General features: G+C 44.5%; 16 protein-coding genes (1 of these 16 cut by a window edge). 2 read left to right on the plus strand and 14 right to left on the minus strand.

Annotation, left to right across the window (positions count from 1 at the left end):
- From HMPREF1705_RS02740 to HMPREF1705_RS02795, 12 genes are all read right to left on the minus strand, one after another.
- Positions 1–120, minus strand: the beginning of a protein-coding gene (locus HMPREF1705_RS02740) for an NAD(P)/FAD-dependent oxidoreductase (protein WP_009201944.1). It extends 1134 nt beyond the left edge of the window; only the first 120 of its 1254 coding nucleotides appear in the window; it begins with the start codon at positions 118–120; its stop codon lies off the left edge, out of view.
- A complete protein-coding gene (locus tag HMPREF1705_RS02745) occupies positions 120–1598 on the minus strand; it encodes an NAD(P)/FAD-dependent oxidoreductase (RefSeq protein WP_057940654.1) in 1479 nt (492 codons plus the stop codon). The genes HMPREF1705_RS02740 and HMPREF1705_RS02745 overlap by 1 nt, the downstream gene beginning before the upstream one ends.
- 141 nt (positions 1599–1739) lie before the next feature.
- Positions 1740–3251 carry a glycerol kinase GlpK gene (gene glpK / locus HMPREF1705_RS02750; RefSeq protein ID WP_057940655.1) on the minus strand — a complete coding sequence of 504 codons (1512 nt, stop codon included), beginning with the start codon at positions 3249–3251 and terminating at the stop codon, positions 1740–1742.
- Positions 3252–3283: 32 nt separating this feature from the next.
- On the minus strand, positions 3284–3685 hold the full coding sequence (gene dhaM, locus HMPREF1705_RS02755) for a dihydroxyacetone kinase phosphoryl donor subunit DhaM (protein WP_009201941.1): 402 nt from the start codon (positions 3683–3685) through the stop codon (positions 3284–3286).
- 3 nt (positions 3686–3688) lie between these two features.
- Positions 3689–4330, minus strand: coding sequence for a dihydroxyacetone kinase subunit DhaL (gene dhaL, locus HMPREF1705_RS02760; RefSeq protein ID WP_009201940.1), 642 nt, complete (start codon positions 4328–4330; stop codon positions 3689–3691).
- Positions 4331–4334: 4 nt separating this feature from the next.
- Positions 4335–5333, minus strand: coding sequence for a dihydroxyacetone kinase subunit DhaK (dhaK, locus tag HMPREF1705_RS02765; RefSeq protein ID WP_009201939.1), 999 nt, complete (start codon positions 5331–5333; stop codon positions 4335–4337).
- Positions 5334–5491: 158 nt separating this feature from the next.
- Positions 5492–6070: a glycerol-3-phosphate responsive antiterminator gene (locus HMPREF1705_RS02770; RefSeq protein WP_009201937.1), complete on the minus strand. Its 579-nt coding sequence runs from the start codon at positions 6068–6070 to the stop codon at positions 5492–5494.
- 108 nt (positions 6071–6178) lie between these two features.
- Positions 6179–7126, minus strand: coding sequence for a hypothetical protein (locus tag HMPREF1705_RS02775; protein ID WP_009201936.1), 948 nt, complete (start codon positions 7124–7126; stop codon positions 6179–6181).
- A 101-nt stretch (positions 7127–7227) separates the two neighbouring features.
- Positions 7228–8079, minus strand: a complete 852-nt coding sequence (locus HMPREF1705_RS02780; protein ID WP_009201935.1) for a lysophospholipid acyltransferase family protein — start codon at positions 8077–8079, stop codon at positions 7228–7230.
- 118 nt (positions 8080–8197) lie between these two features.
- Positions 8198–8407 carry a TOBE domain-containing protein gene (locus tag HMPREF1705_RS02785; protein ID WP_009201934.1) on the minus strand — a complete coding sequence of 70 codons (210 nt, stop codon included), beginning with the start codon at positions 8405–8407 and terminating at the stop codon, positions 8198–8200.
- 26 nt (positions 8408–8433) lie between these two features.
- On the minus strand, positions 8434–9711 hold the full coding sequence (gene tyrS, locus HMPREF1705_RS02790; RefSeq protein WP_009201933.1) for a tyrosine--tRNA ligase: 1278 nt from the start codon (positions 9709–9711) through the stop codon (positions 8434–8436).
- A 57-nt stretch (positions 9712–9768) separates the two neighbouring features.
- Positions 9769–11271: a hypothetical protein gene (locus HMPREF1705_RS02795; protein WP_009201932.1), complete on the minus strand. Its 1503-nt coding sequence runs from the start codon at positions 11269–11271 to the stop codon at positions 9769–9771.
- Positions 11272–11492: 221 nt separating this feature from the next.
- Here HMPREF1705_RS02795 and HMPREF1705_RS02800 point away from each other — a divergent pair, with 221 nt between their 5' ends.
- On the plus strand, positions 11493–12011 hold the full coding sequence (locus HMPREF1705_RS02800; RefSeq protein ID WP_009201931.1) for a DUF2179 domain-containing protein: 519 nt from the start codon (positions 11493–11495) through the stop codon (positions 12009–12011).
- Here the strand turns inward: HMPREF1705_RS02800 and HMPREF1705_RS02805 are convergent.
- Together HMPREF1705_RS02805 and HMPREF1705_RS02810 are read right to left on the minus strand one after the other, a co-directional pair.
- Positions 11961–13343 (minus strand): sensor histidine kinase, encoded by a 1383-nt coding sequence (locus tag HMPREF1705_RS02805; RefSeq protein ID WP_009201930.1) that lies wholly within the window; start codon positions 13341–13343, stop codon positions 11961–11963. The genes HMPREF1705_RS02800 and HMPREF1705_RS02805 overlap by 51 nt on opposite strands.
- A complete protein-coding gene (locus HMPREF1705_RS02810; RefSeq protein WP_009201929.1) occupies positions 13343–13978 on the minus strand; it encodes a response regulator transcription factor in 636 nt (211 codons plus the stop codon). Before HMPREF1705_RS02810 ends, HMPREF1705_RS02805 begins: the two co-directional genes overlap by 1 nt.
- Before the next feature lie 143 nt (positions 13979–14121).
- On the opposite strand from HMPREF1705_RS02810, the gene HMPREF1705_RS02815 reads away from it, so the two are divergent.
- Complete coding sequence (locus HMPREF1705_RS02815) at positions 14122–14520, plus strand: hypothetical protein (protein ID WP_111089538.1); 399 nt, start codon at positions 14122–14124, stop codon at positions 14518–14520.
- Positions 14521–14549 lie beyond the last annotated feature (29 nt).

A 14549-nucleotide genomic window follows, 5' to 3' on the forward strand; every position in this document is an offset into this window, starting at 1 on the left:
ATCCCAATCTCTCTCAAATATGGCCACTTTTTCCGCTCCGGCTTCTTTGGCTCCTACGCCGGCCGCTATCCCGGCAGGACCTGCACCAATAACAGCTACGTCAACGATAATATCGCTCATCACATACCCTCCCTAAACCAATACCCCTTGGTCTTGCCTACCAGCATTCGAGAATGACCTCCGTGCCTGGTGACTTCCTCCATGGGAATGTTAAGCTCCCTAGACAAGATTTCGATGACCCTTGGCCCGCAAAATCCTCCCTGACATCTGCCAGCTCCCGCACGCGTCCAAATTTTCACCGCAGCTACTGTTCTGGCACCCCTTCTTATAGCCTCTACTACCTGGCCTTCCGTAACGCTTTCACACCTGCAGACTATTTGTGCATATCTGGGATCTTTTTTTGCCAGGGCAGATCTTTCTTCCATGGAAAGATACGCGAATCGAGGAATATGTTTTCGTTCCGGAACAAAATTTTTGTCAGGTTTGAAATCCACCAAGTCCTTTAGCTCGTCTTTCATTCTCTCGACAATATGCTGGGCAATAGCGGGAGCAGAGGTAAAACCGGGAGATTTGATACCTGCCACGTTAACAAATCCATGGGGCCTTTTTAAGATGTCTATTACAAAATCTCCTGTGTCAGGATCAGCTCTTAGCCCTGCAAATGTCGTTATCGCCATATTCATAGGAATGGACGGTATAAGCCTTCTCGCACCTTCTATGACCTGTTCCAATCCCTCTCTGGTAGTTGCCGTTTTGTCCCGATCGAGTTGAAATATAGATGTGGGCCCCATCAAAAGATTGTGATCAGCGGTAGGTGCCACCGTTATCCCCTTTCCCGCTTGGGAAGGACAGGGGAAGAAAAAACTTTTTACGAGATTCCCCACATATTTGTCGGTGATGAAGTAATCCCCCCTCCTTGGATGGATCACGAAGCTTTCGTCGCCTACCTTTTTTGCTATCTCATCGGAATGAACTCCTGCTGCGTTGATAACAATAGGAGAAAGGAAAAGCCCTTTATTCGTATTAATTCCAACGACCTGCCCTTTATCCTGAGACAGAAGGACATCCGAAACTTCCGTCTCCAAAAAGAGCTCCACCCCGTTTTGTTGCGCGTTATCCATAAAAGCTAAAACCGCTTCGAAGTTATTTATGATGCAACCTGTTGGAGCCCACAGGGCAGCGATAATATCTTTTGATGCATTCGGCTCACGAGATCTCAATTCGTCCCCGCTTATAATCTCCAGCGAAGGTACGCCGTTTTTTTTGCCCTGCTCTAAAAGCAAATTAAGATGGGATATTTCATTTTCGGCTAAGGCGCAAACATAGGATCCTACTTTGTTGAGAGTGAAATCGAGCTCTTCATAGAGATTCCTGTACATCTCATTGCCCTTTGGGCAAAAATGGGCTTTGACGGTTCCTGGTTTATCGTCGTAGCCCGCATGAACCATACCGCTATTTGCCTTAGAAGCTCCGGATGGCAATTCTGCGGCTTTATCAAGCACGGCTACCCTAACATCGTAACGGGACAGTTCCCGTGCGATCGTAGATCCCACTATCCCTCCGCCAATTACAATAATGTCGTAATATCGCGTACTCACAAAAACACCTCCTGAGGTTCTAATTACATTCCTCAAAAAATTAAAGAGGGAGAAAGGCACATTCTTATGTGCACCTCTCTCCCTCTCATGCACCATCTCCAAATTTACCTAATCATTTCAAGTTGGTCGAAGATAGTTAAATTAGTCAATCCATCCCTTAGCTTTCTCTATCGCCTTTTTCCAGCCTCCGTACATTTCCTCTCTTTTTTCTGCACTCATAACAGGCTCAAATTTCTTGTCCACCTTCCAGTGTTTTCTAAGCTCATCCAGGCTCGTCCAGAATCCTGTAGCCAGTCCGGCAGCATAAGCAGCCCCCAATGCTGTCGTTTCATTGACCTTTGGCCTGACGACGGGAACGCCCAAAAGATCTGCTTGCAACTGCATTAAAAGATTGTTACGCACAGCACCACCGTCTACCTTAAGTTCCGTTAGAGGAACGCCGGAATCGGCCTCCATCGCCTTTTGCACGTCCAATGTTTGATAGCATATAGATTCTAGGGTTGCTCTGATTATATGTTCCTTACGAATATATCGGGTCAATCCGACGATACACCCTCTTGCTCTCATATCCCAGTAAGGAGCGAAAAGGCCAGAGAAGGCAGGAACAAAGTATATACCACCTGTATCCTTAACTTTGCTGGCAAACCATTCGGAGTCCGCTGCATCGTCAAACAGCCTCAAATTATCACGCAACCATTGAATGGCAGCTCCGGTAATGGCCATTGAGCCCTCTAAAGCGTAAATCGCTTCTCCTTCCTTGAGGCTATAAGCAACAGTCGTAAGCAATCCGCTTTTAGAAAGAGTGGGCGTTTTCCCTATGTTCAGCAACATAAAGTTTCCCGTGCCGTAAGTATTCTTTGCTTCCCCGACATCGTAACATACCTGTCCAAAGACAGCTCCCTGCTGGTCACCTAAATCTCCTGCTACAGGAATGCTCGCATTAAAAGCCCCGTTTGGAGTGGTATTTCCGTATACGCAGCTGCTTGGCTTAATTTGCGGCAACATTGATTTGGGAATTCCAAGAAAATCCAGCATTTCGTCGTCCCATTGCAATGTCTTGATATTCATAAGCATAGTCCTTGACGCATTAGTCATATCCGTAACGTGGACACCGCCATTAGGACCGCCGGTCAAATTCCATATTAACCAAGTATCGATATTACCAAACAGAAGTTCACCCCTCTGGGCTTTCTCTTTAGCACCTGGTACATTGTCCAGAATCCATTTGATCTTCGGTCCGGAGAAATAGGTGCTTATAACAAGACCCGTCTTTTGGTTGACTTTCTCGTTAGCACCTGCCTCTTTTTCCCACTCTAGACAGAAGTCCTGAGTCCTCATACACTGCCACACTATAGCGTTATAAATGGGCTTGCCGGTGTTTTTGTCCCACACCACAGTTGTTTCCCTTTGGTTTGTGATGCCGACAGCTGCTATTTCCTTAGGATCGATATTGCCCTTCTCCAAGGCCCCTCTAATAACGTCCTGAGTACGAGACCAAATTTCCATAGCATCGTGTTCAACCCAGCCGGGTTGCGGATATATCTGCTCGTGCTCCATCTGGCTACTCGATACAGGATTGCCCTCCTGATCGAATATCATACACCTCGTGCTGGTAGTCCCCTGATCGATAGCGGCCACATACTTCTTAGTCATCCCGATCTCCTCCTTTTGTTTTTATTGCTCTTTTAAACCCTTAATTTTTTTAATGAATGGGCCTCTTCGGCAACCTGCTTGACCTTCTCCAAAGAAGAACCTGTACTCGCCTCCACAACAGCCATTACAGCGCCCTCTAAAACAGGGGCATCGGCAATCAATACCCTGCCTTTTTGTTCCTCCTCTAAGAAATCTAACGCTGCCTTAGTAGATAAAACGGCGCTCCCCAAATCAGGCAGGACGACAATGCCATCGCATTCGTTCAAAAGGTCAAGGAGTGCTTCGTATATCCTTCCTGTGGAAGTACCGATACCCCCTTCCTCATTGCCTCCAACTCCCACTACTCTTGCCTTTTCTCCAGCCATTTGAAGAGCTGTTTCCGCAATCCCGCTAGAGGCTTTAAAGCTATGACAAACGACGAGAATGCCAATCATATACTAATCCTCCAGAGCATCGCAAAAGGCCTTTAATATCAAATAACTCGACGTAGCTCCCGGGTCCTGGTGTCCGGCTGACCTTTCGCCCAAATAGCTTGCTCGCCCCTTTCTGGCGACCATCGGTATCGTGTCCTTCATGCCTTTTTCTGCCATTGCCAGGGCTTTTTCCAATCCCTGTTTTAACGACAATCCGTCCTTCGCAGCGGATTCCAACGCTTCTACGGCTGGAGTAAGGGCATCCACCATGGTCTTGTCGGCAAGTTGAGCTTTGCCCAAGGACACTACACCCTGCAAACCCTCTCGAAAGGCCTGTGCCAACAACGGTAGATCCGCTTCCTTTTGGCCGGCAAGTTTCATCGACGCCTTCATAAAAAATGTGCCATAAAGGGGCCCTGCCGCTCCTCCTACGGTACTCATCAGTGTCATGGCCACGTCCTTAAATACCGAGCCTATATCGTTATATTCGTTGCTTTTTACTTTCTCCAGAGCTTTAGCAAAGCCTCTGCTCATGTTTATACCATGGTCGGCATCACCTATCGCCGAATCAAGTTCTGTCAGGTATTCCTTATTGACGTCTACGATATCTTTTATTCTTTTTACCGTCTCTATAGCCTTTGTTACGTCAAGTTTCCCGTTATCCAACTTCTTACATCCCCCATCTGAGCCCTGGCGTACAAACGGGAGCGTCCCACAGTCTTTTCATTTCCTCGTCAAGACGTAATAGGGTTATTGAGCACCCTTGCATTTCAAGGCTTGTTATATAATTTCCCACCAAATTTCTCACTATTTTGATGCCCTTCTTTTCAAGAAAATCACTTAAATCGTTATAGACTATATAAAGCTCCGAAAGAGGAGTACCACCCATGCCATTTACAAAGGCTAAAACTTCGTCTCCGGCTTTGAAGGGCAAATCCTCAACTACTGTAGTAGCAAGCATTTCCACTATTTCTCTGGCAGTCTTTACTTTCATGCGCTGCCTGCCGGGCTCGCCATGAATGCCAATACCTATTTCCATCTCGTCCGGACCAAGTTCAAATGTTGGCTTGCCCGCAGCAGGAACTGTACATGATGTCAAAGCCATTCCCATGGAACGTACATTGGCATTGACCCTTTCGCACAACTTTTTCACTTCTTCCAGAGAAGCACCTTCCTCTGCTTTTGCGCCAACAATTTTCTCGGCCAGAACCGTTCCGCCCACGCCACGTCTGCCAGCAGTATACAAAGAATCCTCTACGGCTACATCATCGTTAATGATAACCTGCTCTACCGGTATTCCTTCACCGGCAAGCATGTCGGCAGCCATTTGAAAATTCATTATATCTCCGCTGTAATTTTTGACGATATACAGCACACCCTTTCCTCCATTTACTGCTTTGGCAGCCTCATACATCTGATCTGGAGTCGGAGAAGTAAAGATCTCTCCCGGACAGGCCGCGTCGAGCATGCCAAATCCTACAAATCCTGTGTGCATCGGCTCATGTCCGCTGCCGCCGCCAGATATTACAGCCACTTTTTCTTTGGGAGAGTCAACCCTCAAAACCGCCCTGACGGAAGGATGCAGCTTGACCAAATCTGGATGAGCTTTCGCCAAGCCTTGAAGAGATTCCTCTACAACTTTCTCAACTTCATTAATTAATTTTTTCATAAGCTACTACACCTCCTTTATATTTGTAATAATATAAAAAATACCAACACTTGGGCATAACAAAAGAGAAAGCGCACAATAAAAAATCCATTTTACTGGGGCTTTCTCTTTTATCCTCTGGCCCAGGAAATACCGAAGAAATGATTTGTCTGCAAACCTCATTGCCACAAACTTTTTTCGCTCGTCGAAACCGCCAAAACTCCCCTCGATAATATTTTATTGACCTGCTCCTTCGTCTTTATTAATCCGCCGGCAATTAAAGGAAAGGGTATTTCCTTTAAAATAGCCTCCTCCACCGAAATGACCGAAATACCCGGAAGAATTTCGACGAAGTCAGGATTCATGCTGTAAGCCAAATGCTTGCCCTTTTTAAAAGCCTGGGAATCGAGCAAAAATATGCGTAGTATGGTTAAAATATTTAAATCCCTTGCAATTTCCAGAACATTTTTATGTGTGCTTATAATGCCATCGGGGCTTATATGACGCACTAAAAATTTAATGCCCGACGGATCGGTTTTCAATCCCTCCACTAAATCGGCGTGAACAAATACAAAATGCCCCTTTGTCCTCAATCTATCAACTACATCCTTTAACGAATCTATAGAAGATTCGAGGATAAACACACATCTAGGCGATGCGTTTAAAATGACATCGATATCCTGATACGACCTCAACGCCGGTATCATGGGATGTTTTTGCATCAAACTTCTCAAGTCGCCAAGCCTTGACATCAACATATATAACCCCTTTTTATCTTTTATGGTAAACGTATCATGTACAATCTATTCTACCAAGCAAAACAATGGTGTGCAACTAAAAAGCAGGTCAATTTCAGAATTGAATTGTCATTGAGTGATTACAATTAAATTTCCCATCTCTCGGGCACTTTTGCCATAAAGCATCATTTCATCCGTTGCTTCAACTGCTTCTCGAAATCCCCAGCAAGCCAGGAGGACTTCGGATAACGAAAGCAGGCATTTAGTTCGAAGATCTTCCCAAAGAGGCATGTTCAGAATAAGCCATGTATACAGAGGTTGAGCTTCAAAGACATCCTTAAAACGATAAATATATCGCAGAAGGTACATATCTGAACCCTTAATGACTGTGGGATTGCTGTCGCTAAGCTCGAAGTGCCTGAGTTGGTCTGCTACGAAGCCGTTCTCTTCCCATTCGCGCAATACCTGGTCGTCGGGAAGTTTGGAAAGAGAAAACCACATTGGGGGAGGAGACAAAAAAGAAGGGTCTAAAACATCTATAGCTCGGGATAGCCAGATTTTCATGCGCGTCAACGATTCCGACAAGTTCCAGTGCAAAGCCCATCTTAATCCCCAATAGGCCGTCTCTACCGTCACATCTTTAACGTTTCCTTCCAGATTATTGCCGTAGGGCCTCAAAAGAACGCTCTTTTTTTCGCTCCCAGCCGTTCGTTTCCGCATGATGCTCTGTAATACAGAAATGGTAGTCTCGTGATCGCCAATGGGCTCGAGAAGCTCGAGCAGGCCTTTGCGCAATGCATTTACGGATTCCTTGGTCAGAAACACTTTTCCAAGCAACCCTAAATCAAAGACCTTTGGTTCATTACGACAAAACGCTACTTCGCTCCATTGAGCACTGCCAATCTTACCCCAACGCCACACTTCATAGCTTTCTCGAAAAGAACTACCGATTAAAACTCTGTTGAAAGGCATCAAAAGTGCAACGAGGGGGGAAAACTCCAAAGGAATGCCCGGCAACACATCGCTGTCCGGCAACCTGACTATCTCTCCAGAAGACATAAGCTCAAATAGGCGCATGGGCTAATCACCCCCTCTATATGCCCAATATAAGTTTACATTTATATTGGCTTTAGAACAAGTCTTGGGGCAAAATAAAACAATTTACATTATGAAAAATTTCACGCCCTCCAACGCCTGTGAAACCATAACCATTGTTCAGGATGTAATTTTATAAAGCCCTCTAGTATCTCGTTAAATCTTTGTGTCATTTTCATGATAGCATCATCTCGTGGCATTGTTGCATATGGTTCTATAGGAGGCAAAACCAATACCTCATGTTTGAAGGGGGCCACCCTGTAGGAGGTTATGGGCACGACAGGCACTCCGGCAATTAAGCTCAAAGCAGCAGGACCGCCAACAGTGCTCGCCTCTTTTCCCATAAAGGATAGTTTTAACCCCTCCTTTCCTCCGTCCTGATCGGCTAACACGCCTATAAATTTGCCTTGCCTCAATAATTTAACGCCCTTTAATAAGATCTTTTTTTTTGGTATGGTATCGACGCCCAATTTCTTTCGGTAACTTGATAGCAATTCGGAAACATGGACATCATTTGGATTCCTAACGCCCGCTACCAACGGATACCCCCTATGGGCCAACCAAGCTGCCAAAAGCTCCCAATTGCCAATGTGGCCCGTAAGGAGTACGAGGCCCCTCCCCTTTTTTGCTATATCTGTTAAATATTCTTCTCCCTCCACCCTCGTTACGCACTTTGCTACTAAAGAAGGATTTTTAGTCAAAGAGAGAAATTCTACGATCGATAAGGAAAGATGAAAATATAGTTTTTTTAAAATCTCCTTTCTCCAACGATCATCCTTGTCCGGATAGGCAATTTTCAAATTCATCAAGGCAACGTTTTTCCGCACCCTAATAGATCGTGCTGTAATATACAGCATATAACTTAGGGTATCTGCCACTATGCCCGGATTTACCACAAAATGGACACCCTTTATTACATTAGCCGTTAAACTCATCTATTATTTCTCCCTGCCTAAGGTTCTTAATATTTTAATATTACTATAAAAATAAGGCGGTATTAATACCGCCTTATTTTTATATTTGAGATCTCGCGAAACATCAATTGTTTATTTTTCAGTCCGTAGCTATCATTACCTCCGATGCCTTGATCACAGCATAGGCATCTACGCCTTCCTTGAGGCCCAACCTTTCGGCTGAAGCTTTAGTGATGATCGATACTATTTGCTGGCCTCCCGGTAACTCCAAAGTAATTTCCGAATTGACGGCTCCATGGATTACTTTGACTACCTTACCCTTTAATACATTTCTTGCGCTTATCTTCATCGCCCATCGCCCCCCTTTATTTAAATTTATCCGCGCTCAACCAAATAATATCTCTTCTTCCCAAGTTTTAACAACATGTATTTTCCATACAAGAAGTTGTCGCTGTCAACTTCGTAATTTTCCTCATCCACTCTCTCGCCATTCAGCGACACGCCGCCACTGCGAATCAGTCGACGAGCCTCGCTTTTACTAGCACAGGCTCCGACGTGGACTAAGACATCCACCAAGCTCGAAGGTATCACCTTTGCATTGCCGCTTGGCACTTCCTGGCGTATTTCTTCAAGCAACTCAAGGGTAAGATCTTCGAGGGTATAGGCCTCTCCAAATAGAATCTCGCTAACTTTTTTTACTCTCTTCGCAGCATTATCGCCATGAACTACCCTTGTAATTTCGCCAGCCAAGATCTTCTGCGCCTCCCGACGCTCCGGATGCCTGGCGTGATTTGACATGACTTCCTTGATATCATCGATGGGAAGGAAGGTAAAGAGCTTCAGGAACTTCTCCACATCTCTGTCATCGGCGTTTATCCAAAATTGATAAAATTTATATGGCGTTGTGCGCACAGGCGACAACCAAACCGTTCCCTCTTCAGTCTTGCCAAACTTTTGTCCCGATGCCGTCAAAAGCAATGGATAGGTCAAGCCATATGCCTTTGCTCCCAATTTCTTACGGATTAGATCTATGCCTGCTATTATATTAACCTGTTGGTCATTTCCTCCCATTTGCAGGGCGCAGTTCTCGTGCTGATATAGGTGATAAAAATCATAGGCTTGAAGAAGTATGTAAGAAAACTCCGTATATGTAATGGACTTTTCAGGATCTTCTATCCTACTTCTTACATAATCGCGAGCTATCATGAAATTTACGGTAAAATATTTTCCAAAATCCCTCAAAAACTCAATAAGCCCTAATTTAGAGAGCCAAGAATAATTATTTACTATTTTAGCTGAAGAAGCACCACAATCGAAATCCAAAAAATGCTCTATCTGTTTCTTTATTTCAGACAAATTGCGTTCTACCTGCTCCAATGTTAGAAGCTGTCTTTCCTTAGTTTTGCCTGAAGGGTCTCCAATTAGCCCTGTGCCTCCTCCGGCTACAGCAATTGGCTGATGTCCGGCACGTTGCAACCATGCCAACCCCATAATGGGGACAAGATGCCCAACGTGAAGGCTGTCGGCTGTTGGATCAAAACCTATATATCCTGAGGTAACTCTGGATTGAAAAACTTGGGATAACTCATCAGGATCACTGCACCACTCTACAAATCCTCGTTCTTGAAGTATCTTTAAAACATTCTCCGGCATCGATCTTCCTCCCGAAATGTATTTGATATTTTATCATAGTAGCATAATGTAATAATGTTATTGTGAAATATAATTCTCAAGCTCCCAAATTAGTTCTCCATGGTATATATCATTAAGTCCCACGAACAATCGCCCGGCATTTCTCAAATTATTTACAAATTCGTATAATTTGTCGTATTTTTGCTTAAAAGCCTCCTCGGTAGGAACGCTTACGTCGAAGAAATGTTCCATCGACAAAACTTGTTTAAGATCATCAAAAGTAGAAGCAAAGTTTATATCGACCCACATAAGATACTCGCGATCCACAACATTTGGAAAGGCATCTTTTAAAGAAATCCCGCTAAGAAGGCTGTCGGAAGAAATGAATCCCACAATGGCCATTTGATCATTGGCCACCGCGATAATTGTCGCCGGAATATTTATCGCTCCTCCGCTCTCGTAGCCTGCGACAGAATTGCTGTTGATCCTCAAACTTGCTAATTTATTTTGCCAAATTCCGCTTATTATAGTTTTTCCCATATCCCCTCTATCCGGAAATTGAAAGAGCACTCCAGGCATAGGGATGGAAAATATATTTGCCCTGCCGCCAACAGTTAAAACCATCTGCCCCTTTAAAAACTCCAATATACTCTCCGAACTTTGACCAAGCGCATCTGCCAACATCGAAACTCCCCTGGCCAATTCCGGGGTATCTAGAATCGTCATACCCAACGTGATAGAACGTTGTTCTGGCAAAAGATAGTTACCGCTCCACTTTTGAGGAGTCAGCAAGGCCAATTCCTCATCCGAAAAGACCCTTTCTATTCCTTCCAATCTCCATTTGGCCTGCAATTTGCCACTCTCAAACAACCAAGCCAACTCTACATCGAAAGGCACATCGCCAAAGCTGTCAAAGGGTATAAGATTTGTCGGTATATGACACCACAGGTGTCCGGGCCATTCTTCATACATAGACCACTTAATGCTAAAGGAATCGTCTTTAACTTTATCTCTTTTATCGAAGTTTTGTTCCATGAGGATTAAATCTTCTTCCGATGAGGAAACAAGCAAGACCTTTCCCCGCAGAGACATCCACATACTCCTTTTATCGCTGGGATATATAACCATACGATCGCCATTTAACTCAAACTTTAAATCGGGATAATCCTCTTTCCATTTCAAAGGCAATCTATTCAGTTCAATAGAAGACGCAACCACTTCATCGGGTTCTATAGCCAGGTAGAGCTTTCCCTCCGCAGGGTACATCATTAATGCGGCGCTATTCGAATCTTTCAAGAGGGTTAATGCCAGTGTTGCTAGTTTAACATCTGCTTCCCTGAGATTTAGATTTGAAAGAAAGCTTTTACCGAAGGCAACGTAATCTGCAAGATGCGACAGAGTAGAATTTTGATCTATGTATACTATATACAACGAATTTTTGTCCGGGCTTGGAAGGGCGGAGGTGAGGTCCACCTTTGCTACGGGTTTGCCCAAAAAAACCAAACCGGATATCAATATTCCTAAAGCGACAAAACAAGAGAGCCAAAAAACTATCGCGCGTTTTACTCTAGAACCACCCAAGGAAATCCCTCCAGATTAACTAAGTTTGTTATGATACAACCTGTTCAAGCAGAAACAATAAGGAATACAATAAATTAGAAAAAATTATGCTTGCTAGAGTTAACGAAATTTACAATAATAAATACAGCAAGACGCAAAATCCCTTACAATAACTTAATATAATATATCATCTTGCCTGCATTATAACTACCATATCTTTAAAACATAGGGAGCGATAAATTGTGACTACCATCTTGGGTCTATTTTTCATCTTTTTCGCACGGATAGCCGATGTCTCGATAGGAACTATGCGCATTCTGTTGTTAGTCCGCGGCATGAGGTTAAAAGCGGCTATGATTGGTTTCTGCGAAGTGTGCATATATATGATTGCCCTGTCGATAGTTCTGGGAGGCGGACAATTGAGCATGATCGAGCTCGTCTTCTATGCTGGGGGTTTTGCCGCCGGTAACTATATAGGATCTATGTTGGAAGAGAAAATGCTCTCCGGATATGCACTGGTCGAAGTTATAGCTGAAAGCAGTCCCCTGATTGCCGAGAAGGTAGAAAACCTGAGGGAGGCCGGATATGGAACAACAGTGCTTCAGGGGGAAGGAAAATACGGTAAAAGAATGATTCTTAAAATAGTCTGCGAGAGAAAAAAAATCAACATCGTCTTGAATATGGTCAAAGGGTTGGGTTTCATATACATATCAGACGTCAAAAGCGTCACTGGAGGCTTCTTCGCCAACAAAGGGAAGTGAGACCGTACAAACTACCTTCGTGCCCTTGCCGCGCGAGGTAGTGATATCTATACTGCCTCCAACCAGGCGCATTCTCTCTATCATATTCGCAATCCCTCTGTGCCCTTTCACCCTTAAGGCTTCTGTATCCCCTTCAAAATCAAAACCGCATCCGTCGTCTTCAATACAAAGAATTAAGGATTTACCCTCATAAAAGAGCTTTATCCAGACATTATCTGCATGACCGTGTTTGACTGCATTGTTGATTGCCTCTTGAGTTATCCTGAAGAAAGCAAGAATTGTATCTGTATCCACTTCCGGAAGCTCAGAAGTCTCTATATGTATCTTAACTCCGTAAACTCGCTCTAGTCGATCGGTAAGCTCCGTCAATGCCTGCGACAATCCCAAGTCCAACCACGGAGGCGAGAGACTATCGCATAATCCCCTCAACTCTTTAACTGCCTCTGTCGCACTCTCCTCGGCTATTTCTATGTACTTTTTAGCCTTATCACTCCAATTTTCACGCTTCAAAAGCAATATCCTTTGTAATAATGCTGTGACATCCTGGAGTGGACCGTCATGTATTTCCCTCGCAAGCTTGGTCCTTTCCTCCTCCTGAACCCTTACCAAATCAGATACATATCTTTGAGTAAGCTCTTCCCTTTCCCTTGCCGTCTGGGCCAGCTGATACAACACTTTTCTGAGCCTTCGGATCTCCTTGACTGCAACTGGATCGTCTTTTTTGGGAAGGTCCTTCCCCCATTTCAAGGAACTAACCTCGGATTCGAGAGAAAGCAAAGGCATTATCAACCATCTCCAGAAAGCCCATGCCGCACACACCCCAGCAATAGCCAGCAATCCCACGGCTACCGGCCAGAGGTGAGAAAAGCGAACCATTGGCCCTAAAAGCTGAGACCATGCCACAGCTGCAATCACATACCACCCCTGAGAAGTGGGAATGGCTGCTATAGTGTAATTATCTCCAAAAGGTCCCTTGACAAGTATTGCCCTGCCAACTGGTATCCCCCCCTGCCACAGCTGAGGCAGCACATCCTGCGCCCGAGAAGATGCCGCCAATAAATTGCCGTTTTCATCCACTAAGGCTACCCAACCGGGCAAAGATATATCCAACGCAAAGGATTCAAGAGATCGCGATATCATTAAATTACGGCGCATGAAGCGGGGCCTGTCCACCTGCACAGCGACCGATTGTGCTAAATCCAAAACATATGACTCGGCAATGTTTTTCATTGCCTTTTCATGCTCAACAACACCCCAACCGGTTACGACTAAGATGGCTACAGAGGGAATTAATATCAACAAAGTTAGGATCAAGAGCAGGTGCTTTTTCATTATTCCAACAGTTCCTCCAAGGTAACAACGCCATATTTCAAGGCCAACAACAAAGCTTCGGTTTTATTACGCGCACCAAGTTTGTCGTATATTGAGGCCAAGTGGGTCTGAACCGTTCGTTCACTTATATATAGTTTTGAGGCTATTTCTTTACTGGATTCACCTCTGCCAGCCAGCAGCAAAACTTCCCTCTCCCTGGGAGAAAGCGATTCCGGAGTAAAACCGGGTTCTTCGACGGCAGCAGCCACCTCTTTATCCAGATAAACCCCTTGAGATGCCACGATCTCGATAGCTCTCAGAAGCTCTTCGGGTGACGCCGTTTTCAAAATGTACCCCTTTGCACCAGCCCTCAAGGACGCCAGCACGTATTGCTGGGCATCGTAGGAAGTGAGCATTAAGCAGGCAACCTTCAGCTCTTCCTGTCTTATTTGTCTGACCAAAGTAACTCCGTCGATCCCGGGCATCCGTATGTCTATGAGAGCAACATCTGGAAGTTGGTCTTTTATCACGTTCAAGGCGCTTTCACCATCGGAAGCTTCTCCTACAAGTTTTATATTCTCTCTGTTCTCCAAATAAGATTTAAAACCCTCTCTTGTTAACGGGTGATCATCTGCCAATACAACTTTTATGACCACTCTGTTTCACCTCCATTTAGACTTTCGTAATATATAACCTACATGTTTATTTTATACAACTATAACCACATGGGATTACGTAAAGATGCTTATCGTTGTCTCCATGTAATTTTCTGGTGTATCATACGAAGGGGGTGAATTTGTTGAATTCAAAAAAACTGTTGGCATGTCTTTTAATGGTAATGGTGGTTTTAACTGTCTATTTGGGAGTGGAACTTCATCGAACGAAACAAAACCTCGCAACTTTAGAGAAAAGCTACAATATAATGATTGCCATGGTCCCTCCTGCCGCCTCGTGGCCTGAGGGCATCTCCAAAGAGGCAGTAATAGACGAACTGGCTAAAAGAAAGGAACTTTTCCCATGGCAGGGCGTGCTGGGAGGAACATTTGGACTTTATGACAAAAGTCGGGTTTGGTTTGTCGGGCCAAAGTGGTGTTTAGCCTACATCGAAGATGGGCATATCGGCGGTTATATATTGCTGCGCTACCATATTACTCCCAAGGGCATTGAGTGGCAGTTACTGGATAGCGAAGAGATTTAATTTTCGAATTCTTTAACTTCTAATTCTTT

The sequence above is a fragment of the Acetomicrobium hydrogeniformans ATCC BAA-1850 genome (assembly GCF_000160455.2).
Classification (GTDB): domain Bacteria; phylum Synergistota; class Synergistia; order Synergistales; family Acetomicrobiaceae; genus Acetomicrobium; species Acetomicrobium thermoterrenum.

Excerpts from the sequence above, each read along its gene's own strand:
- glpK (WP_057940655.1), bottom strand. The coding sequence starts at position 3,251 with ATGACTAAGAAGTATGTGGCCGCTATCGATCAGGGGACTACCAGCACG.
- tyrS (WP_009201933.1), bottom strand. The coding sequence starts at position 9,711 with ATGCCGGAGAATGTTTTAAAGATACTTCAAGAACGAGGATTTGTAGAG.
- HMPREF1705_RS02785 (WP_009201934.1), bottom strand. The coding sequence starts at position 8,407 with ATGAAGATAAGCGCAAGAAATGTATTAAAGGGTAAGGTAGTCAAAGTA.
- HMPREF1705_RS02805 (WP_009201930.1), bottom strand. The coding sequence starts at position 13,343 with ATGAAAAAGCACCTGCTCTTGATCCTAACTTTGTTGATATTAATTCCC.
- dhaM (WP_009201941.1), bottom strand. The coding sequence starts at position 3,685 with ATGATTGGCATTCTCGTCGTTTGTCATAGCTTTAAAGCCTCTAGCGGG.
- HMPREF1705_RS02780 (WP_009201935.1), bottom strand. The coding sequence starts at position 8,079 with ATGAGTTTAACGGCTAATGTAATAAAGGGTGTCCATTTTGTGGTAAAT.
- dhaK (WP_009201939.1), bottom strand. The coding sequence starts at position 5,333 with ATGAAAAAATTAATTAATGAAGTTGAGAAAGTTGTAGAGGAATCTCTT.
- HMPREF1705_RS02775 (WP_009201936.1), bottom strand. The coding sequence starts at position 7,126 with ATGCGCCTATTTGAGCTTATGTCTTCTGGAGAGATAGTCAGGTTGCCG.
- HMPREF1705_RS02770 (WP_009201937.1), bottom strand. The coding sequence starts at position 6,070 with ATGTTGATGTCAAGGCTTGGCGACTTGAGAAGTTTGATGCAAAAACAT.